The following is a 21,759-nucleotide window of genomic DNA, read 5'->3' on the forward strand; positions in this document are numbered from 1 at the left end:
AGGGAAAGCTTGGCGGCGTCATGTTTCATCGGAAGCGCCGCACTGTTTCGGAGGTGTGAACGACGAACCGGACTGTGTTTCGTCTGTGTTTCGCCTGTGGAGAACAACGGCGCGCGCACGGCGTATTCGCCGATTTCGCCCGATTCATGCGAGGCCCGACATGCGAGTGGCCGCTCCCCTCTGTCGAGGGAAGCGGCCACATCGAGCGTGTCGCAGCGGGACCGTCAGCCGAGCAGAGCGTCCACGAATGCCTCCGGCTCGAACGGCGCGAGGTCGTCCGCGCCCTCTCCGAGACCGACGAGCTTGACCGGCACACCGAGCTCGTGCTGAACCTGGAACACGATGCCACCCTTGGCGGTGCCGTCGAGCTTGGTGAGGACGACACCGGTGATGTCGACGACGTCGGCGAACACCCGGGCCTGCATGAGACCGTTCTGGCCGATGGTCGCGTCGAGCACGAGCAGTACCTCGTCGACCGCGGCCTTCTTCTCCACGACGCGCTTGACCTTGCCGAGTTCGTCCATCAAGCCGATCTTGGTGTGCAGGCGCCCCGCGGTGTCGATCAGGACCGCGTCGACACCGTTCTCGATCCCCTTCGCCACCGCATCGAATGCGACGGCGGCCGGGTCGGCGGAATCCTTGCCGCGCACCACTTCGGCGCCCACGCGTTCCGCCCAGGTCTGCAACTGATCTGCCGCAGCGGCACGGAAGGTGTCTGCGGCGCCGAGGAGCACCCGGCGGCCGTCGGCGACGAGCACGCGGGCGAGCTTGCCGGTGGTGGTCGTCTTTCCGGTGCCGTTGACGCCCACCACGAGCAGCACGGCCGGATGGTCCTTGTGCGGCAATGCGCGGATCGAACGGTCGAGTTCGGGTCGCAACTCGTCGACGAGGACGCTGCGCAGCAGGGCGCGCGCCTCCGCCTCGGTACGGACCGTGTTCAGTGCGATCTGCTCACGCAGACGATCGACGATCTTGGTCGTGGTCGCGGCACCGAGGTCTGCGACGAGCAGCGTGTCCTCGATCTCCTCCCACGAGTCCTCGTCGAGGTCGCCGCCGCCGAGCAGCCCGAGCAGGCTCTTGCCGACCGCGGACTGCGAGCGGGCGAGGCGCCCGCGCAGGCGCACGAGCCGGCCGGCTGTGGGGTCGATCTCGTCCAGGTCGGGCGCGGCCGGTGCGGCAGGCTCGACCGGTGCCGGCGCCAATTCCGTCTCGACGGTCGTCTCGGTCGTCGGCTGCGTCACGACGACGGGCTCGACGGGCTCCGTGGTCTCGGGAACTGCCTCGGGTTCGACGGTCTCCGGCGCCGTCTCGGGTGCAGGAGCGGTCTCGGGAGCGGTCTCGGGAGCGGTCTCAGGTGCGGGAGCGGTCTCGGGAGCTGCTGCGGGCTCGGCCGGACCGGTTTTCGGCGGGGTCGGCGTGGTCGGCGGCGCCGGAGCCTCCGTGACCTCCTCCGGCAACGGCACCGTGGGCGGTGCGGGCGCCTTGTCGGGCACCGGCCGCTCGACAGGCTGCGGCGGCGCCGTGGCGGTGGGCCCCTGGGTGAAACTGAACCCGCTCTGCGCCGTGTAACCGCCGGAGCGGTCCTTGGTGTCGGCGGCGTCGAGCTCAGGCGTGTCCTTCACCTGGAGCGACACCTGTCGGCGCCGGTACAGCGTCAGACCGACGACGAGCGCAACGAGAACAACCGCCAGGGCGGCCGCGATGATTATCCAAGCTCCGGTACTCACGCCCCCATACTGTCAGGCTTGCGCCTCTTCCTCCGGCCCGGGGACGGGTGTCGGGACGTTCTGGCCGCGCATGCGCTGGGAGATGACACGGGTGATGCCGTCGCCGCGCATGCTGACCCCGTAGAGCGCGTCGGCCACTTCCATCGTGGCCTTCTGGTGCGTGATCACGATCAGCTGGGATTTTTCCCGCAACTGCTCGAACAGTCCGATCAACCGCCGGAGATTGGTGTCGTCCAGTGCGGCCTCGACCTCGTCCATGACGTAGAACGGGGACGGCCGGGCCCGGAAGATCGCGACGAGCATCGCCACTGCGGTCAGCGACTTCTCGCCACCGGACAGCAACGACAACCGCTTGACCTTCTTGCCCGGGGGCCGGGCCTCGACCTCGATGCCTGTGGTGAGCATGTTGCCGGGCTCGGTGAGCACCAGCCGGCCTTCACCGCCGGGAAACAGCTTCGCGAACACCTGCTCGAACTCGCGTTCGACGTCGACCCACGCCTCGGTGAAGATCTGCAGGATCCGGGCGTCCACTTCGTCGACGACGGCCAGGAGGTCCTTGCGGGCATTCTTGACGTCCTCGAGCTGCGTGGCCAGGAAGTTGTACCGCTCTTCGAGGGCTGCGAACTCTTCGAGTGCGAGGGGATTGACCTTGCCCAGCGTGGTGAGATCCTTCTCGGCGCGCTTGGCTCGCCGCTCCTGGGTCGTCCGGTCGTAGGGCATGGGTTGAGGCGCGACCACCTGCTCCCCCCGCTCACGAGCTTGCTCGTACTCCGCGATCTCGACGTCGCTCGGAGGCAGCGGCACATCGGGTCCGTATTCCGCGACCAGATCCTCGAGCGCGATGCCGTACTGCTCGAGAATCGTCTGCTCGAGCTGCTCGATTCGCAGCGCCGCCTGAGCACGGGCCACCTCGTCGCGGTGAACGGAGTCGGTGAGCTGGTCGCGCTGCGTGGTGAGTTCCCGCACGAGTGCACGCGCGTGTTCCAGTTTCTCGGTGCATTCGGTGCGCAGGCGCGTGAGTTCCTCGCGGTGGGCGAGTGCCTCTGCGACAACCGTTTCGAGATGCGCCGAGACCCGGCCTCCTGCTTCCGCGACCGCCGCGGCGACCGCAGCGGCCTGTCGCCGGCTGCGGCGGGCACGCTCGGCCCGGGCGCGGGCCTCCCGCTCGGCCTGGGCGGCGCGCCGCAGAGAATCTGCTTTACCGCGAAGGGATTCCGCGCGTTCCTCTGCCGTACGGGCCGCGAGCCTGGCTTCGACCTCGACTGCGCGCACTTCGGCGAGGGCCGCTGCGGTCATCTCCCGCTCGGCCGCGGTCGAGTCGGTGCCGCTGCCGTCTCCGGTGCCGGACTGCTCGTCTTCCGCGAGCCGCAGCCGCTCTTCGAGCTCGACGAGCTTCTCCCGCGCGGTGTCGCGTTCCTTCTCTGCCGCCGAACGCTGAGCGGCGAGCCGTTCCGATTCGGCGTGCGCGTTGCGCGCCACCTGCCCGAGCCGCCCCAGCTGCTCGTACACCGCCGACATCGCGGCATCCGACTCGTTGAGAGCGGCGAGGGTCTGCTCGACGTGCTCGGCGCGATCCTTCTGTTCGGTGAGCGCGCCGGCGAGCGCCGCCGCGAGCTCTTCGGACCGCCGGACCGCGCGGTCGAGACCGTCGCGCGACGTATCGATCGCGGCCTGGATCTCGAGGGTGCTCGGTGCACGATCCGATCCGCCGATCACCCAGCCGGAACCGGCGAGATCTCCCCCACGGGTCACCGCACGCAGGTCGGGGCGCTGGGCACACACGTGTGCCGCCGCGTCGAGATCGTCGACGACGACGGTGCGGGCAAGCAGTGCGTCGAGCGCTCCACGTAGGTCCGGGGGGCAGTCGACGACGTCCCGGACCCAGCGCGCGCCGCTCGGTGGATCGCCCGCGTCGCCGGGGCCGGACGCGTCGGCGGCGACGAACGCGACCCGCCCTTGGTCGGCTGCCGCGAGGGCTGCCACCGCGTCGTTCGCGGACCGCACCGACGCCACCGCGAGGGCATCGGCGGCGGGTCCGAGCGCGGCCGCGACCGTGGCCTCGTACCCGGGTGTCACCCGCAAGCGCTCGGCGAGGGATCCGAGCAGTGCTCCTCCGGTGTCGTTGCCGAGCAACCAGGCAGCGCCGTCCTTACGTTCGAGTCCCATCGACAGTGCGTCGATGCGGGCCTCGAGCGAGGCCACCTCCTTGCCGGCCGCACGTTCGGCTTCCTGCAGTTCGGTGACCCGCGCGTCGGCGAGGCGCTGCGCAGCGACCGCCCGTTCGTGTTGCGCGTCCGCGTCGATCTCCCCGGCGTCGAGGTCGGCGATGCTGCGTTGCGCGGTTTCGAACTCCGCCTGGGCCTCGACGCCGCGCAGGCGCGCTTCTTCGATCGCGACGGTCAGGCGCGCGATCTCCGAGTCGACGGAGTCGGCGCGGGTGCGGAACGTGTCGACCTGCCCGGCGAGGCGTGCGAGCCCCTCGCGTCGGTCGGCGATGGCACGCACCGCCGCCATGTGTGCCCGTTCGGCGGCAACTGCGAGTTCTTCCTGCGCGGCGAGTTGTTCCCGTGCGGCCTCGAGCGTTCCGTGCGCGATCTCGACGGCTTCGACGAGTTCGGCTTCCTCGGCGGCGATCCGGTCGGCGCGGGCCTCCATCTCGTCGGGGTCCTGCCCGGAGCGGTCCTCGGGTTCACTGTGCAGGTGGCGGGCGCGCTCCTGCGCGACCCGCACTGTCGCCGACACCCGTTCGGCGAGCGCGGACAGCCGGAACCAGGCCTGCGACGCGGCCTCCGCGCCCGGGGTGAGCTGGGCGAGCGACTGCTCGTAATGGGCGAGTTCGATGTTGGCGTCGTCGAGCGCGGACAGGATGTGGTCGAGGCGCTCCCGGATGGTGCGTTCCTGCTCGTCCTGACCGGCGAGTTCGGCGCGGCGGGTGACGAGGTCGTCGGCGGCGAGCCGCAGCCGCGCGTCGCGCAGGTCGGCCTGGATGCTCTGTGCACGGCGCGCGACCTCCGCCTGCCGGCCCAGCGGCTTGAGCTGGCGGCGCAGTTCCGCGGTGAGGTCGGTGAGCCGGGCGAGGTTGGCCTGCATCGAATCGAGCTTGCGGACGGCCTTTTCCTTGCGGCGGCGGTGTTTGAGAACCCCGGCAGCCTCTTCGATGAAGGCGCGGCGATCTTCCGGGCGCGACTCGAGGATCGCGGCGAGGCGTCCCTGGCCGACGATGACGTGCATCTCACGGCCGATACCGGAGTCGGAGAGCAGTTCCTGCACGTCCATGAGCCGGCACGAACTGCCGTTGATCTCGTACTCGCCGGCGCCGTCGCGGAACATGCGCCGGGTGATGGAGACTTCGGAGTATTCGATGGGCAGTGCGCCGTCGGCGTTGTCGATCGTGAGGGTCACTTCGGCGCGGCCGAGTGCCTGCCTGCCCGCGGTCCCCGCGAAGATGACGTCCTGCATCTTGCCGCCGCGCAGCGCTTTGGCGCCCTGCTCCCCCATGACCCAGGTGAGGGCATCGACGACGTTGGATTTGCCGGAGCCGTTCGGTCCGACGACGCAGGTGATACCGGGCTCGAAGCGCAGAGTCGTCGACGACGCGAAAGACTTGAAGCCCTTCAGCGTCAGACTCTTCAAGTGCATGGGAGAGAACCTTACCGGCGACTCAGCGCTCGACGAACCCGGTCAGCCCGCCCCGTGCAGGTTCCCAGCTCTCGACGACGAGCCGGACCTCGCCCGGCGTCCCCGGCGAGCGGAGCAGGTCGAGGAGCCGTTCCAGGTCGGCGAGCGGACCCTCGGCGATGACGAGGACCCGCCCGTCGGGGTGGTTGGTGGCGTGACCGACCAGACCGAGTTCGAGTGCGCGCGCCCGCGTCCACCAGCGGAATCCGACGCCTTGCACGCGTCCGTGCACCCACGCGGTCAGGCGCTGCGGTGTCTCGGTCACGATGTCCCTACGCGTCCGGGGTGATGGTCAGCGTCACCTGGGTGCCGCGCTCGAGAGTGCGTCCCACCGTGCACACCTTGGCGATGGAACGCTCGACGAGTGCGATGAGGCGTTGCTGCGCATCGGCGTCGAGTTCGGACATGTCGACCTCGAGGTTCTCGGCCAGGTGCGGGTAGACCTCGTTCTCACGATCGGCGGCACCCGCGACGCGGATCGTCGCGTCGTAGTCGTCGCCGAGCCGGCGGGAGAGCGGAAAGTCCGAGCTCATTCCCGAGCATGCGGCGAGTGCGATCTTGAGCAGTTCTCCGGGGGTGAACACCCCTTCGACGCCCTCGGAACCGATGGACACTTCGGCGCCGCGTGAACTGCGGCCGGTGTAGCGACGGGTACCGGTGCGCTCCACCCACAACTCGGTGGGCGGGGTATCAGGAGTCGGATCAGCCATACCGGGAATCTTCCCATGCGCGACCGACACGAACTCCACATAGTGCGCGGACTTGCCTTGGACCGACATCTTCCCGGCGTTTCGGTGGCATCCCGCCGGCGCCCTGGTCGCCTTGGTCCGAGCGCGACTCGTACGAGACGGCGCATTCGACGAATCGCATCCCGCCCGGGCCGGTCTGCTTCCACATGAGGCACTTACGTTAACTCTGCGAGTCATTGACACCATTCCAATTGACATGACGTCGTCTCGCATCCCAAGATGCCGTCATGGTGCAGACCCCTCTGCCAGTCTCCCGGCCCGCCCAGGATCCGCCTCGTTATCGGTGGGTGGTGCTGGGCGCCGGTGTTTTCGCACAAGCGTCGGCCGCAACGGTGCTGCAAGGCATGCCGAGCGTGGCACCCGCACTGCGTGAACGCTTTTCGTTGTCACTACCTCAACTCGGCCTCGTGCTCGCGGCCGGCACGATCGGTTTGCTGCTGACGCTGGTTCCGTGGGGAGCGCTTGCCGACCGCATCGGTGAGCGTCTCGTCATGTCGATCGGTTTGATCGGGTGCACTGGTGCACTGGTCTGCGCCGGACTCGCAACTACTGCAACAGCACTCGTACTGGCGCTCGTCGCGGCGGGCGCAGCGTGCGCGAGCGTCAACGCCGCCAGCGGACGTGCCGTCCTTCTGTGGTTCCCCGCGAACGAACGAGGATTCGCCATGGGTGCCCGCCAGACCGCTATCCCGGCCGGTGCCGCCCTCGCAGCATTGGGGCTACCTGCGGCCGAACAGACGTGGGGACTCGCCGGCGCGTTCTACGGTGCAGCAGTCGCAACCGCCGCCGGCGCGGTGGTCGTGGCGGTGTTCGTACGCGAACACACGCCTCTCACGCCGTCCGCATCCACCACGCTCGCGAGCACCCGCAGCCCTCGCGTCGTGCGCCGATTGTGCGCGGTGTCGATTCTTCTCGTCATCCCCCAACTGGCCGTGGTCGGGTTCATGGTGGTCTACCTGGTAGACGAACACGACATGAATCCGGCAACAGCGGCGGCGCTCCTGGCGGTGGTCCAGTTGGGTGGAGGACTCCTCCGGATTGCGTTCGGTATCCGATCGGATCGAATCGGAAAGCGCATCCGGCCGCTACTCCAAGTCGCCGTGGTCATCTCGCTGCTGTTTCTCGCCCTTGCTGCCAGTACCACCCTCGGGGGAACACTGGCCGTCGTCATGCTCATCGCGGCCGGATTCGTCGCCGTGAGTTGGAACGGACTCGCTTTCACCGCGGTAGGCGAGGCGGCGGAACCATCGCGCCTCGGACTCGTGCTCGGCATCCAGAACACAGCGGTGGCGGCAGGGATGGTTCTGACCCCGCCGATACTCGGCGCCGTCGTCGATCGCACCGCATGGGGAGTCTCGTTCGCGCTTGCCGCGGGTGGGGCCGCGTTGGCCGCCGCGCTGATCGTGAACATCGCACGTCTCGAATCCGCCCGTACGTTACGCAAGTGATGCGACTCCGTTAAACCGGCTGTCCACCTCTTGACACCACTTGCACCCCTTTGTTCAATATCTCGTAGTACGAGATGTTGTCTTGCATTAGAAACACTCGTAGCACGCCACTTGTGATTGGGAGTCCCGCATGACTGCAACGCTGCCCGGCGCAGCCCCTGCCCCTGCCCCTGCCCCTGATACCGGAGACAGACTCGAGGTGGGAAATTCCCTCGTCGTACAGGACTGGGAGGCAAAAACCTTCAAGGTGAATCGCCGTGCCTACCGCGACGATGTCATCTTCGCGCAGGAGCGCGAGAAGATCTGGAGACACAGCTGGCTGTATTTGGGCCACGAAACCGAGATTTCGGAGAACGGCGATTTCAAGACCCGCAACCTCGGCGGACGCCCACTCATCTTCTGCCGCGACCAGCACGGCACCGTGCAGGCCTACCTCAACGCATGCCCCCACCGGGGCACCATTCTGTGCCGCGAAACCGAAGGCAGGACAAAGCTTTTCCAATGCTTCTACCACGCCTGGACCTTCCGGAACTCCGGTGAACTGGCCGCTCTCCCCGACAGTTCTGCCTACCCCGACGACAGCGCCTTCATCGGTTCGCTTTCACTACGGCGCGTACCTCGACTCGCGATTCACGAGGGATTCGTATTCGTGGCGTTCGACGATCAGGTCCCCGACCTGCTCGACCATCTCGGCAAGGCTGCCGACTTCCTGTCGATGACCGCCTCCATCGGCGCAGACGGCATGACCACTCTTCCCGGCGTACAAAAGTACAGCGTCAAGGGAAACTGGAAACTCGCCGTCGAAAATGCCATGGACGGATACCATTTCGCGCCCACCCACAACACCTTCGTAGGTTACCTGCGCGAGACCGGATTCGCCGTCACCGACCACGACCAGTACGCGCACGATCTTGGTCAGGGCCACGGACTGCTCGTCCTCACCGGACACAACGGGCGCATCGGCATGGTGTGGGAACCGAGGTTCGGCGAGAAGGAAAAGGATCGCATCGTCGAGAAGCGAGCCGAAATGGAGCAGCGCCTCGGCGCCGAGCGCGCGGCGGAAGTCGCCGACGCCTCGAAGATTCTCTTCATCTTTCCCAACCTTCTACTGTTCGACCTGGAGGCCCTGACAATCCGCCAACTCGAACCGGTCGCTCCCGATCACACGGACGTCCGAGCCTGGCAGTTGGTGGAAGTGGGCGAACCCGAGGATGTGCGGGCACTGCGGCTCAAAACCATGGCCAGCTTCGTCGGGCCAGGCGGGCTCGCCACCCCTGACGACATCGAGGCATACGAAGCTGTACAGCGCGGCATCGTCGCGACCGCCGACGTCGCCCCGTACGCCGAGTTCGGCGTCGAAGATCTCGATTACAGCGACATGTCACGCGGCATGGCGGACGACCTCGCCGGTCCGCGTGGTCGCTCCGTCGACGAGGGTGCGATGCGCAGTTTCTGGCGGCACTGGAGCCGCCGTATCGGATCCGTCGCAGACACCGAAGGAGCGCAGGCGTGACGACAATGGACACCGCGGCAGCGGAAGAATCTATGCGGACCCCGTCGAGTACCACCCGCACGGTCGGACGCCCCGAGGTCGAGGACTTCCTCATCACCGAAGCAGCACTGCTCGACGAGTGGAAGCTCGGCTCATGGCTGGAGTTGTTCGTCCCGGGCGCGTCGATGCAGGTCCCTACCACGGACCAGTGGGAACTCGGCCCTGACGCCGCCGGATACTTCGTCGCCGACGACTGGGACCTCATCCGTGCCCGCGTCAAGCGACTCCAGAGCCGCAAGGCCCACGCCGAGAACCCCCACTCACGCACCGTGAGGCTGGTCGGCAACGTCCGGGTCCTCGACCAGGATGGCGGGGTCCTGAAGGTCGCCGCGAACTTCGTGATCCACCGCTTCCGCGACGGCCATGCTTTTCAGTACGCCGGACGATACGAACACACGCTTCGCGTGGAACAGAACGAACTCCGCTTCCTGCTCCGCCGCGCGATCCTCACGAACGAGGCGATGACTCCGGGTGCACGACTGAGCTTCATCGTCTGAACTGAATCGATCGAACCTCCACCACAACATATCCACACCCGACGGGCCGTCGACGTGTCAGCTTCCGCCCGCTCTTCCGGATCATCGCGGTCCGGGAGAGCGCGGGTGTGGCACACCCGAAAGGCACGGCCAATGAGCAAGTACGGCATCTTTCTTCCCATCTCGAGCGGTGGCTGGATCGTGTCCGACACGGCGCCGGTCATCGACGGTTCGTACGGGTACAACCGAGACGCGGCGGTAGCGGCCGACCGACTCGGATTCGATTTCGTGATGTCACAGGCCAAATGGCGCGGCTACGGCGGACGTACCGATCATTGGGGACGCACACTCGAGTCGATGACGATGATGGCCGGCCTCGCCGAGGCCACCGAACGTGTGCAGATCTGGGCCACCACTCATACGATCCTGTTCAACCCCGCGATCGCAGCCAAGATGTTCGCTACCCTCGATCAGATCAGCGGTGGCCGCGCCGGCATGAACATCGTGGTCGGCTCGTACGCACAGGAATTCGCGCAGATGGGCATGTGGCCCAAAGACCTCGATCATGCCGACCGGTACCGCTACTCCGAAGAGTGGGTTCAAGCCCTCCTTCGGCTGTGGGAGGAGGAATCCGTGACGCTCGACGGCGAGTTCTTCTCCTTGGACGACTGCCGGTCGCTCCCTCAGCCGACGCCCCGTCCGACGCTGATCTGCGCGGGACGGTCCGCAACGGGGCTCGACTTCCAAGGGAAATACTGCGACGCGGCCTTTCTGTCTGCCGACGAACTGCCGGGTCTCCGGTACGTGAGCCGCGAGGCGAAAGCCGCGGCGGAGAGGTACGGCCGCAGTATCGAGACCTACACGATGGTCACTGTCGTCATGGACGAGACCGACGCCGGCGCCGAACGCCGGCGTGCGCAACTCACCGAGGGTGTCGACGAGGTCGCTCTCGCCAACATGGCGGCAGCCTACGGTATGCAGACCGACCCCAACGCGACGCCCAGCGCGAAAGCCCAACGGCAGAAGGGTTTCCAGACCGAAGTGGTGGCCGGATCCCCTGAATCGGTCACAGAACAGATCGGCCACCTCGTCGACTACGCGGAACTCGATGGTCTCATGCTCGTGTTTCCCGACTACCGCAGCGACCTCGCGGCGTTCGGTGAGTCGGTGCTGCCGGGACTGACGGGAATTCCGTCGTGACGGACCCCGGAGAGGCGGCCCCCCGTGTGGCACCGCCCCGAGCGCTTCTCGTCGTCGACATCCAAAGTTCGTTCGCCGCACCCGAGCACACACCGTGGCTCGCTGCCGCCGACCGCGCCCGCCTCGAACGCGCGATCGACAATGCAGCCGAACTCGTGGGCGCATACCGACGCACGGGTCATCCTGTCATCTGGATCCGTCTCGTGCAGACCCCGCAACGGCCGTGGGCGGCGTCACGCTGGTTGCGAGGGCTGGGGAACGACGTGCCCTGGCCCGACGAGGAGCCGTGCGTGGCCGGCACCGACGGCATGGACTGGTACCGACTCCACCCCGAACCCGGGGAGCAGATCGTGGACAAGCGCTTCTACAGCGGATTCCTCGAAACCCGCCTACGGGATGTCCTCGAGACTCTCGGGGTATCCGACCTCGCTGTCGCGGGGCTGACCACCGAGTGCTGCATCCTCGCAACCGTGTACGACGCCGTGCAACACGGGTTCCGGGTCACCCTCGTCACGGATGCCAGCGCGTCGTACGACGACTCAGACCATGTCGCCGCGGTGCGAATGATGACGGCCAACGCCGCCCGGCCGGCTACGGGCACGGAAGCGATGGCGGCGGTGCGGGACGAGGGCGGATAGACAGTCGGGCAGTGCCCTCGGAGGACCCAGGACCTGACCGCGTCCGGTTTCCGATGGATTTCCTTGCTTAACAGTGTGTTTCATTCCCCCACAGGGGCTGCCCGGCCGTTGACACGACCCGACTCGGCCAGAATCATCTCATGTGTCGATATGACGTCCCGCATAAAGGGATGAATTCAACCCGTAGGGAGCGCTCCATGACCGGGACACGCACCGTCCTCGACCTCGAAAACAAGACTTCGGCACAACGACAAGGGCTGCTCTCTCAACTCGTCGTGCCACGCCCCATCGCGATGATCTCGACCCTCGACGCGAACGGCTCTCTCAACGTCGCGCCCTACAGCTACTACATGCCCGTCTGTGGTGAACCGCCCACCATCGCCGTCACCATCGGCGGCCGACGTGAAGCCGACTCCGGCCCCAAGGACACCTGGGCGAACATCGAACGCACGGGCGAGTTCGTCGTCAACGTCACCGGCCACCTCATGGCCGACCAGATCGAGGTCGCAGCCCGCGAATATCCCACTGGAACGTCCGAAGCCGATGTGACTGGATGGACGTCCGTTCCCTCGCAACTCGTTGCACCCCCGTCCCTGAAGGAAAGCCCCGCTCACCTCGAGTGCCGGGTCCTGGAAGTGATCGACCGCGGCGACATGACCACCCCCTTCGCGGGCTACCACCTCGTACTCGCCGAAGTCGTGTGCATCGTCGCGTCCGACGGTGTTCTCAGCGACACCGGCCGAATCGATCCCACCCGGGTCTCTCCCGTCGGCCGCATGGGGTTCCCCCAGTTCGTATTGGCCGACGAGAACACGCTGTTCGAACAGGAACGCATCGCTTACGCGGACCTGCCCGAGGTTCGCGCCGCCGCCGAGCGCTGAGCGCACACACCCAGATCCCGCACTGCAGAACAGTTCCCGGAGGAAACCATGAAACGAATGCGAGCAGTCTCCCTTGTCGCCGGCGCGTGTGCAGGTGCACTAGTTCTCACCGGCTGCGCCGACCGTTCGTCGGATACCGGGGGTGACTCCGCGTCGAGCGGCCCCGCGACCGCCGCGTCGATGCCCGACGTCAACGGCGACGGCAAGGTCCTGATCGGTGTCCTCAGCCCCGGCGACCTCGACGACAACGGCTACTACGAGGGATTCGTCACGGGTGCCCAGGCGGTGGTCGACGAAAAAGGCTGGGAGCTGATCAAAATGGGGTCGGTCAACCCGGCCAATGCCGCCGAGCAGGCACGAAACCTCTGCCGCCAGGGAGTCGATATGGTCGCACTCGCCGCATCGGAGATGCGCGACGCCATTCCTGTAGCCGAGGAGGCCGTCTGCGCGAACACCGTGTGGTACTCGCCGTCGAGCACCGATCTCGAACCCACCCCGTACATCACGATCTCCCGCGACTTCGTCAACGAGTCCATGCTAGCCGCCGGATACGCCAATGGGATCCTCATGAAGGAAGCCGGCCACACGAAGGCGGGCTACATTTCCGGCCCCGAGCTCAACTTCTCGGTGATGGCAGCGACCGCGTTCGAGGCGGGCATCAAGCAACTCGTACCCGAAGCAACCGTCATATCGACCTTCACGGGCGACTTCAACGACTCCGCCAAGGCACGCGAGGCGGCAGAAGCGCAACTGAGTCAGGGCATCGAGGTGCTCTACCCGTACCTGGGTGGCGCAACCGACGCGGTGGCCCAGGTGGGCACCGAACGCGGTGTTCTCCTCTCCACTCCAGGAACCAACCGGTGCGACGAGCCCGGACTCGACTGGGCCGTGTCCACGGTCTTCGACACGGGCGAGTACTTTGCGGCGGCACTCGAACTCTTCGACCAGGGAGAACTCGAGATGGGGACCACCACCGAATGGCATATCGGCGTCGACCCTGTCCCCTACGTAACCCTGTGCAACGGCACCGAAGAACAGCAGGCACAGCTCGACGAATTCATGACCAAGATCGGCAGCGGTGAGATCGTCCCGGAGGACATGATCGCCGCCGCCACCGAGCAATGATCATGCGTCCCGGCCCGTCAGCGAATCCAGTATCGGAGCCGCCGGAGATCGGTGGGGCCACACCACCGCTGGTGCTGCGCGGGGTCACCAAACGATACGGCAGGGTCACTGCGTGCGATGCAGTGGACATGACCGTCCACGAGGGTGAGATCCACGGACTGCTCGGCGAGAACGGCGCCGGAAAGTCGACGCTCATGAAAATGCTTCTCGGGCTGGTCCTTCCCGACGACGGCACCATACTCCGCAACGGCGAACGCGTACGGATCGACAGCCCCTTCACCGCGCTGAATCTCGGAATCGGCATGGTGCATCAGCACTTCAGCCTGATCGAGGCACTCACCGTGTGGGAGAATGTGGTACTCGGCGAGCGCGGCACCGTCGATCGCGATGCTGCATGCACCGACATCGAGCGTGTCGGGGCACGATACGGACTGCCCATCGATCCGTACGCGGTGGTGGGGACTCTCTCGGCCGGCCAACGTCAGCGGGTCGAACTGATCAAATGCCTCCGACGCGATCCGCGGTTGCTGATCCTCGACGAGCCGACGTCGGTGCTCACCGGCGCCGAATCCGCCGAGTTGTTCGGCGTGCTCCGGAATTCGGTTGCGGCAGAGGGCCGGTCCGTCATCCTGATCAGCCACAAGCTCGGAGAGATCGCAGCCGCGACCGACCGGGTGACGGTTCTGCGTCGTGGCCGTGTGGTGTACCGAGGCGACACCGCGGACACGACCATGCCCGAACTGGCACGGCAGATGGTGGGACGTCCGGTCCAGCTCGGCAGCACTCTCCTGGGCGACCCCGCCCTCGCCGTCCATTCCCTCGGTGCGCCCGCCCTGCGCCCCCACCCACCGACCGCGGATGCACCGCCCGCACTGACCCTCGCCGGGGTCACGGTGCGCGACACCGATGGCACCGCACGCCTCGACGAATTGTCCCTGACGGTCCGGGCAGGTGAGATCCTCGGTCTGTACGGCGTCGAAGGAAACGGACAGGCCGAACTCGGGGACGTCCTCTCCGGCCTCGTCGACAACGTCGCGGGCACCATTGCGGTCGACGGTGTCGCGGTGGACCCCACCGATCCGGGCGCCCTCACCGACGCGAAGGTCGGTGTGATCCCAGAAGATCGTCATCGAAGCGGGATCGTGCTCGACATGTCCATTGCCGAGAACCTCGCCATGAAGGATCTCCGCAGGTGGTCGCGGCGCGGACGCCTCGACCGGCGGCGCATCCGCACCCACAGCGAATCACTGGTCCGCGAGTTCAACATCGCCGCGCCCGGGGTCGATACCCCGATCCGCAGCCTGTCGGGCGGTAATCAGCAGAAAGTCGTCCTTGCCCGCGAGTTGTCCGCCGAGCCCACTGTCGTCATCGCGGCCCAACCCACCCACGGCCTGGACGTCGGTGCCATCGAGCACATGTACACCCAGTTGCGAGCCGCCGCCGCCGGTGGCGTCGCGATCCTTCTCATCAGCACCGAGATCGACGAGATCCTCGCCTTGAGCGATCGCATCGCGGTCCTCTCCTCGGGCCGTGTCTCAGGGGTCCTCACACCGGACGAAGCGACCGACGAGCGTCTCGGGATGATGCTCGGCGGCGCCGAGGTGGCCGCATGACCACCACCGAACTCCACCCTGCCGCACCGCCTCCCGGCGGGGGAAAGACCACGACCCGACGGATCACCCGACCGACGCTCGCACCGGGAACACGTCAGCGCTGGGGTGTGACGGCACTCGCCGTCACCATCGCGATCGTTCTGTCGATGATTCTCGTGACCGTCACCGGCGGATCACCTGCGGCCGTCGTCCGGGCCCTCTACATAGGCAGTGTGGGCGACTCCGTCGCGTGGTCCCAAACCCTGCTCAACACCGCTCCACTGCTACTCGTTGCGCTGGGCGCGGCGGTGGCAGGAAGGGCTGGTGTGTTCAATATCGGGCAGGAAGGGCAGGTTCTGCTCGGCGCGCTGGGCGGCACGTTCGTCGCGCTGTTCATGGCTGGACCTCCCCTTCTCGTCGTCCCCGTGGGGCTCCTCGCGGGTGCACTCCTCGGCGGAGGGCTCGCCGGAGTGAGCTCGCTGCTACACCGCTGGCGTGGAGTCAACGTCGTCGTCAGCACTCTCCTGCTGTCGTTCGTCGCGATCCAGTTCGTCACGTTTGCAGTCAACACTCCGTGGCTCCTGCAGGAACCCGTCACAACTGCTGGTGCCACCGCATCACCGCAGTCTGCGCCGATCCCCGCCGAATACCGGTTACCGGCATTCGGGGAGTATCCGGGGCTCGTCGTCGGCCTCGGTCTGGTACTCGCGGTGGCCCTCGCGATCGGCACTTCGTTGCTCCTCGATCGGACGCGCTGGGGATTCCGCATCCGCATGCTCGGCCTCAACCCGAAGTCCGCACGGCACGCCGGTGTCCGGGTCGGTGTCGTCGCCGCCACCACTCTCATCGCGTCGGGAGCATTCGCGGGCCTCGCGGGCGCGGTCATCGTCGAAACGATGTCGCCGCGTCTTCAGCCCGCGGTGTCCAACAACTTCGGGTGGGACGGCCTGCTGGTTGCGCTGATCGCACGCCAAAGGCCGCTCGCTGCTGTTCCTGTGGCGGTCGCCTTCGGAGCGCTACGCACCGGAGCAAACTTCCTGGCATCCACCGGTGTCCCACTCTTCCTGGTCAACGTCGTCCAGGCCTTGCTCGTGCTCGCGTTCGTGATCGCGCCGGCGATCACGACGATCGTCGAGCGCCGTGCTGTATCGGAAGGGCCACGATGATCGACCAACTGGAAGTGGTGCTCTCGAGCGCGATGCGCCTGACGGCCCCCCTCGCCTTCGCCGCGTGCGGCGAGTACCTCGCCGAACGTGCCGGAACACAAAATATTTCGATCGAGTCGATGATGTTGTCGGGAGCATTCTCGTCCATCGCAGTCGCGAGCTACACGGGCAGCGCGACCGTCGGACTCGTCGCCGGCGCTCTGATCGGACTCGTCGTCGGTCTGATCCATGGCAATCTCTCGCATCGGTTGCAGATCAACACGTTCGTCATCGGGCTCGTGCTCAACATGCTCGTGCTCGGGCTCACAAGCTACCTGATCATGCTCGCCGACTTCGACAGCAACCAGGTAGCGAAGGTATCGCTGCCGGGACTGTCCGACCTGCCGGTCCTCGGGCCGGTCCTGTTCCAGCACCGCTGGCCGCTGTACCTGCTGCTTCTGATCGTGCCGCTCACGTGGTGGCTCGTCGAACGCAGCCGCTGGGGACTCGAATTGCGCGCAGTGGGTGACAACCCGCAGGCGTGCGATGCCACAGGCATCGACGTGAACCGCCGGCGACGACAGGCCCTGTTGTACTGCGGCCTGCTCGCCGGACTAGGCGGTGCGTACCTTGCGGTCGGTGAGGTCGGGAGCTTCAACGCGAACATGACGGGCGGTCGCGGGTTTCTCGTGCTCGCTGCGGTCATCTTCGGATGCTGGCGCCTCAAGGGAACCCTGATCGGCTGCTTCGTCTTCGGATTCGCCGACGCGCTGCGCCTCGCTCTCCCAGCCCTCGGAATGCAGCTGAATTCCCAGATGCTCGTTGCGGCGCCGTATGTGCTGGCCCTGGCGGCCATGGTCGTCATGAGCAGTGCAGCCCGAGAACCTCGGGCGCTGGGTAGACCGTTCGAACGTGGCCTCACCTGATCCGATCCGGCCCCCGAATACACGTGCTTCGAAGCCGGATCCCGAATTCACAAGGAGTCACCGTCCATGACCACCCACACCGCCTTCGTGCCCGTCACGGGCCCGACCGCCTGGACCGGCGCCGAGCTGGCCACCCGCAAGGACTGGATCCATTACCTCGACGAGGCCGAGATCGCCGAGCTCGAGGCCGCGGGCCGGCGGTTCGTCACGGAGAACCCCGACCTCCGTACCGTCACCCGAGACGACTATCCGCTGCCGGTGTGCAGCCCCGCACTCGAGCGCTGGATCGCGGACATGGACGGTGGGCGGGGCTTCGTCCTCGTCCGCGGCCTCCGCACCGACCTGTACTCCGATGCACTTTCCGGCGCGATCTTCTTCCTCGTCGGCCTGCACATCGGCACTCCGATGCCGCAGAACCAGCTCGGAAACCTCCTCGATCACGTCGTCGCAACGTCCGGAAGGACCCTCGACGACCCGGAAGCATTGCCGTCCCGGGTGCGGTCGAAACTCGAATTCCATTCGGATTCCTCCGATGTCGTCGGCCTGATGTGTCTGCGCGGAGCCGCCCGAGGCGGAGAGAGCCGGTTGATCAGCGCGGCAGCGCTGTACAACCGGGTGCTCGAGCTGCGCCCCGATCTCGCCCCGCTCATGTTCGAGGATTGGCACTGGGACTGGTACAAGCAGGACCACGATGCACCGGCCTCCACGTATGTCTCCCCCATGATCAGCGTCGTCGACGGGGTCTTCAGCCTGTACGCGGGCGGGTCCATCATCCTGTCCGCCCAGGACTACCTGGAAACACCCCGCCTGACCGATCCGCAACTCGAACTCCTCTCATTGATCACGGAGATCACCGAGGACGACGCGCTGCCGCTCGACATGGAGTTCCAGCCGGGCGATATGCAGTGGCTGCTCAACTATGCCGCGCTCCACTCCCGTCGCGAATACGACGACCATCCCTCCATCCAGCGGCGGCGCCATCTACTCCGGCTGTGGCTGCGACGCCATGACCCGCGCCCGATCACCCAACCGTTCGGGAAACCCGTGAGTTCCGACGACGCCCCTCTGAAGCCCGGCGGGTCGTTCCACATCGCAGACGCGGTGATCCCCGAAGAAACCTGGGGCCTGTAACCGAACGACCGAGAAGGAGACATACGTCATGACGACACGGCGCCCGGTTGTCGAATTCGATCACCACACAGCGGACTTCGGCGAGAAGGCCACCGATGTGTACGCCGACCTGAGGTCCCGCTGCCCCGTGTCGTGGACCGAGTCCTACGGAGGGCACTGGGTCACGACGCGTTACGAGGACATCGCGCGCATCGCTCGTGACGACGAGACGTTCTCGTCCGCTCGGGGCGAGAACGCCGACCATGGCACCGCCATCGTGATTCCTCGCGGGCCCGGGCTCGTCCAGTACCCCATCGAACTCGATCCGCCCGACGCAGCGCCGTACCGCGACCTGATCAATCCGCTGCTCACCCGCGACGCTGTCGCAGGACTCGTGCCGATGATCGCGCGCCACACCGACGAGGTCATCGACGCCTTCATCGAGGACGGACACGTCGATTTCGTCGCGCAACTGACCAATCCGCTCCCTACTGCCGTGACTCTGGACTGGCTCGGCTTCCCCCGGGAGGACTGGAAACGCCTCGCCGGGCCCGTCCATGACATATTCGCGGCGGCACCGGGCAGCGCCCGCGCCGCGCGCGGAGGAGCAGCACTCGGGTGGATGGAGCAACGCATCCGGGAACTGCTTGCCGATCGCCGCCGCGAACCGGCGAACGACGTACTCGGTTACCTCGTCGCACAGCAGCACCCCGATGGTCGTCCGTTCGACGACGACGAACTCGTCTCGGTTGTGTTCCTGCTTGTCGCCGGCGGTGTGGACACCACGACGTCCCTGACCGGATCGACGCTGGTACACCTGTCCACGAATCCGGAGGACCGGGAACGACTGCGAACCGAACCCGGCCTGCTCGAGGTCGCGACCGAGGAGTTTCTCCGGGTGTTCGCGCCGTCGCAGTCGATGGCCCGGACCGCGACCGCCGACACTCGCATCGGTGGATGCCCCGTCTCACGTGGCGACCGCGTGCTCATCCCATGGGTGGCGGCGAACTTCGACCCCGACGTCTTCGACTCCCCCGACGACATCCGCCTCGACCGCAATCCCCGCGAGCATCTGAGTTTCGGGATCGGCAGCCATCGTTGTGCGGGTGCGCATCTCGCACGTGCGATGTTCCGGTCGATGATCACCCGAGTGCTCGATCGTCTGCCCGACTTCCACATCGATCCCGACCTGCTCGTCCGGTACGAATCCTGCGGTAGCCAGACCGGATGGGATTCGGTCCCCGCGCGGTTCACACCCGGTGTGCGCATCGGAGGAAACGGTGCCGCATCGGCATCACCTCTGCGGCTTTCCGTGGTCGGACGCACGCAGTGGGCGGAGGGCACGGTCGCGTTGCGCCTTGCCGACCCGCGAGGCGGCATGCTCCCCGCGTGGACGCCTGGTGCGCACGTCACGCTGACGCTTCCCTCCGGGAGAGTGCGCCGCTATTCGCTGTGCGGTGACCCTTCCGACCTCACGGCATACACCGTGGCGGTCCTGCGGTGTGCCGACGGCCGAGGTGGGTCCCGTGAGATCCATGACAGCCTCGGTCTGCACGATGCAGTGACTGTGTCTCTGCCACACAACCGCTTTCCGCTCACGGAGGCGCCGTGGCGCACGTTCGTCGCGGGAGGGATCGGGATCACACCGATCGTCACGATGATCCGGCAACTCGTCGCACAGGGTGATCGGAACTGGAATCTCGTGTACTGCGGGCGATCCCGATCCTCGATGGCGTTGCTCGAGGAGGTCGGCGCACTGGGCGGGACGGAGTTGTACGTGGCCGACGAAGGCCGTCGAGCGGACATTCCCGCGCTCCTGGCTACGCTGCCCGCCGAAGCAGCGGTGATCGTGTGCGGCCCGGATCGGCTGATGCACGCTGTGCGCGACGCAGCAGGAGGCAGGCCCGTTCATTCGGAAGTATTCGGCGCGGGCGACCACGTCGACGTGCTCGGTTCCGACGCCCAGCCCTTCGAACTCGAACTGGCACGCACGGGCCTCACGCTCGCGGTCCCCGCCCACCGGACTGCGCTCGCCGTCGTCCGCGACGCTGTCCCCGGTATCGCGTCGGACTGCGAGGAAGGGTACTGCGGATCGTGTGAGGTCCGGGTACTCGCCGGAACACCCGAGCACCGTGACAGCGTTCTCACCGATGCCGAACGCGTGGCGTCGAAATCGATGATCTTGTGCGTGAGCCGCTGTGCCGGTGGGCGGGTCGTAGTCGATCTGTAGGCGCTCCCACCGAGAGGGGGGTTGTGACCGAGGTTTCTGAATTCTCGATCACAACCCCCTCTCCCCATGGTTGCCACGTGTCGACCCGGTGCAGCACTGGGCGGACGTCAGAACGTGAGGACCGCTTTCACGACCGCCCCGGAGCGGGTGTCGTTCCATGCCTGGGCGATATCGGTGAACTCGTAGGTGCGAACGAACTTCTCCGCACGGAATCTGCCGGCATCGTGCAGTCGGATGAGATCCGGGATCATCGTGGCCGGTCGGCTGGATCCCGAGATCACACCGGTGACGGTGCGACCGTTCAGCACCGATCGCCAATCCAGTGAAATTGTGTCCTCCCCCGCAACACCCACGACCGCACACGTGCCGCGTCGCCCGAGACAATCCACGGCGGTGCGCAGGACCGACGCCACGCCGGTGGTGTCGACGGATCTGTCCACGCCGTCGGGTGCGACGTCCGCGAGCAACGCAGCGAGGTCATGGTGCGACGGATTCACCGTGCGGGTCGCACCGAGCTCGGCTGCAAGCACGAGCCTTTCGTCGTTGAGGTCGACCACGATTACTTCCCTTGCTCCCGCGGCCACGGCCGCCATGGTTGCGGCGAGACCTACCGCACCGGCACCGAATACCGCGACAGCGTCGGTCGGCCCGGGCCGGAGGACGTTGAACACAGCTCCCGCACCGGTCATGAGGCCACATCCGTACGGAGCGACGACAACAGGGTCGACGTGATCGGGAAGTCGGACGAGGCTCGAAGCCCGCACCGCCATGTGCGTGGCGAACGCCGACTGGCCGAGAAAGTGCCCGTACGGATGCGCCCCATCGATGCTCAGGGCACTTGTGCCGTCCAGCCGGGCGCCACCGAAGTTCAATCGGTCGAAGTCGTTGCAGTATGCCGGTTCTCCCGATGCGCAGGTACGGCAGGTTCCGCAGTGCGCGAAGGTCGCCAGAACTTTGTCTCCGGGCGCGAACCCGCGGACCGCAGAACCGACGTCCTCGACGTACCCGGCCCCTTCGTGACCGAGTACGGACGGTCCGGGCAGCTCGTGGGCGAAGTGCAGGTCGGTCGCACACAGTCCGGTAGCCGCGAGTCGCACAATCACCTCGTCGGGAGCAGGGTCGGCGAGCAGAGCGGGACGCAGGACCGGCGGTTCTCCGGGTGCGGTGACAACGGCGGTGAGGATCTCACGGGTCACGGGATTCTCCTGGATTCGGCGGATGGGGATGGAATGTGACGAAGGTGGGCACCGGACGCCGACGCAGGAAACAACGGTGTAAACAT

At 66.6% G+C, this 21,759-nt stretch carries 17 protein-coding genes; 12 read left to right on the forward strand and 5 right to left on the reverse strand.

The window, feature by feature from the left end; genetic code table 11:
* Positions 1–224: 224 nt before the first annotated feature.
* Genes ftsY through ACFWBU_RS07030 form a run of 4 tightly spaced genes read right to left on the reverse strand, consistent with a single transcriptional unit; the run spans position 225 to position 6,115 of the window.
* Positions 225–1,727 (reverse strand): signal recognition particle-docking protein FtsY, encoded by a 1,503-nt coding sequence (gene ftsY, locus ACFWBU_RS07015; protein WP_378527885.1) that lies wholly within the window; start codon positions 1,725–1,727, stop codon positions 225–227.
* A gap of 12 nt (positions 1,728–1,739) precedes the next feature.
* Positions 1,740–5,366, reverse strand: coding sequence for a chromosome segregation protein SMC (smc, locus tag ACFWBU_RS07020; protein WP_378527887.1), 3,627 nt, complete (start codon positions 5,364–5,366; stop codon positions 1,740–1,742).
* 22 nt (positions 5,367–5,388) lie between these two features.
* Entirely contained in the window at positions 5,389–5,670 is a 282-nt protein-coding gene (locus tag ACFWBU_RS07025; protein WP_169620528.1) for an acylphosphatase, read from the reverse strand.
* A 7-nt stretch (positions 5,671–5,677) separates the two neighbouring features.
* Positions 5,678–6,115, reverse strand: a complete 438-nt coding sequence (locus ACFWBU_RS07030; protein WP_378527889.1) for an OsmC family protein — start codon at positions 6,113–6,115, stop codon at positions 5,678–5,680.
* 266 nt (positions 6,116–6,381) lie between these two features.
* Between ACFWBU_RS07030 and ACFWBU_RS07035 the strand changes: the two genes are divergently transcribed.
* From ACFWBU_RS07035 to ACFWBU_RS07090, 12 genes are all read left to right on the forward strand, one after another.
* Entirely contained in the window at positions 6,382–7,602 is a 1,221-nt protein-coding gene (locus ACFWBU_RS07035) for an MFS transporter (protein WP_378527891.1), read from the forward strand.
* A gap of 130 nt (positions 7,603–7,732) precedes the next feature.
* Positions 7,733–9,115: an aromatic ring-hydroxylating dioxygenase subunit alpha gene (locus tag ACFWBU_RS07040; protein ID WP_378527893.1), complete on the forward strand. Its 1,383-nt coding sequence runs from the start codon at positions 7,733–7,735 to the stop codon at positions 9,113–9,115.
* A gap of 5 nt (positions 9,116–9,120) precedes the next feature.
* Positions 9,121–9,651, forward strand: a complete 531-nt coding sequence (locus ACFWBU_RS07045) for an aromatic-ring-hydroxylating dioxygenase subunit beta (protein WP_378527936.1) — start codon at positions 9,121–9,123, stop codon at positions 9,649–9,651.
* A 132-nt stretch (positions 9,652–9,783) separates the two neighbouring features.
* A complete protein-coding gene (locus tag ACFWBU_RS07050) occupies positions 9,784–10,830 on the forward strand; it encodes an LLM class flavin-dependent oxidoreductase (protein WP_378527895.1) in 1,047 nt (348 codons plus the stop codon).
* On the forward strand, positions 10,827–11,468 hold the full coding sequence (locus ACFWBU_RS07055) for a cysteine hydrolase family protein (RefSeq protein WP_378527897.1): 642 nt from the start codon (positions 10,827–10,829) through the stop codon (positions 11,466–11,468). Before ACFWBU_RS07050 ends, ACFWBU_RS07055 begins: the two co-directional genes overlap by 4 nt.
* 197 nt (positions 11,469–11,665) lie before the next feature.
* Positions 11,666–12,349, forward strand: coding sequence for a flavin reductase family protein (locus ACFWBU_RS07060; RefSeq protein WP_378527898.1), 684 nt, complete (start codon positions 11,666–11,668; stop codon positions 12,347–12,349).
* Between the two features lie 48 nt (positions 12,350–12,397).
* Positions 12,398–13,474 carry a BMP family ABC transporter substrate-binding protein gene (locus ACFWBU_RS07065; RefSeq protein ID WP_378527899.1) on the forward strand — a complete coding sequence of 359 codons (1,077 nt, stop codon included), beginning with the start codon at positions 12,398–12,400 and terminating at the stop codon, positions 13,472–13,474.
* Between the two features lie 128 nt (positions 13,475–13,602).
* The gene (locus tag ACFWBU_RS07070) at positions 13,603–15,087 is read left to right on the forward strand and encodes an ABC transporter ATP-binding protein (RefSeq protein ID WP_378527900.1); all 1,485 of its coding nucleotides are present in this window, start codon (positions 13,603–13,605) and stop codon (positions 15,085–15,087) included.
* Entirely contained in the window at positions 15,084–16,232 is a 1,149-nt protein-coding gene (locus tag ACFWBU_RS07075; RefSeq protein WP_378527901.1) for an ABC transporter permease, read from the forward strand. The genes ACFWBU_RS07070 and ACFWBU_RS07075 overlap by 4 nt, the downstream gene beginning before the upstream one ends.
* Positions 16,229–17,137 (forward strand): ABC transporter permease, encoded by a 909-nt coding sequence (locus ACFWBU_RS07080; RefSeq protein WP_378527902.1) that lies wholly within the window; start codon positions 16,229–16,231, stop codon positions 17,135–17,137. The genes ACFWBU_RS07075 and ACFWBU_RS07080 overlap by 4 nt, the downstream gene beginning before the upstream one ends.
* Positions 17,138–17,203: 66 nt before the next feature.
* Positions 17,204–18,268 carry a TauD/TfdA family dioxygenase gene (locus ACFWBU_RS07085; protein ID WP_378527903.1) on the forward strand — a complete coding sequence of 355 codons (1,065 nt, stop codon included), beginning with the start codon at positions 17,204–17,206 and terminating at the stop codon, positions 18,266–18,268.
* A 28-nt stretch (positions 18,269–18,296) separates the two neighbouring features.
* The gene (locus tag ACFWBU_RS07090) at positions 18,297–20,477 is read left to right on the forward strand and encodes a cytochrome P450 (RefSeq protein ID WP_378527904.1); all 2,181 of its coding nucleotides are present in this window, start codon (positions 18,297–18,299) and stop codon (positions 20,475–20,477) included.
* A gap of 107 nt (positions 20,478–20,584) precedes the next feature.
* Here the strand turns inward: ACFWBU_RS07090 and ACFWBU_RS07095 are convergent, their stop codons facing one another.
* Positions 20,585–21,673, reverse strand: coding sequence for an NAD(P)-dependent alcohol dehydrogenase (locus ACFWBU_RS07095; RefSeq protein ID WP_378527905.1), 1,089 nt, complete (start codon positions 21,671–21,673; stop codon positions 20,585–20,587).
* Between the last annotated feature and the right edge of the window lie 86 nt (positions 21,674–21,759).

Origin of the sequence: Rhodococcus sp. NPDC060084 (assembly GCF_042730335.1) — a bacterium.
Classification (GTDB): domain Bacteria; phylum Actinomycetota; class Actinomycetes; order Mycobacteriales; family Mycobacteriaceae; genus Rhodococcus.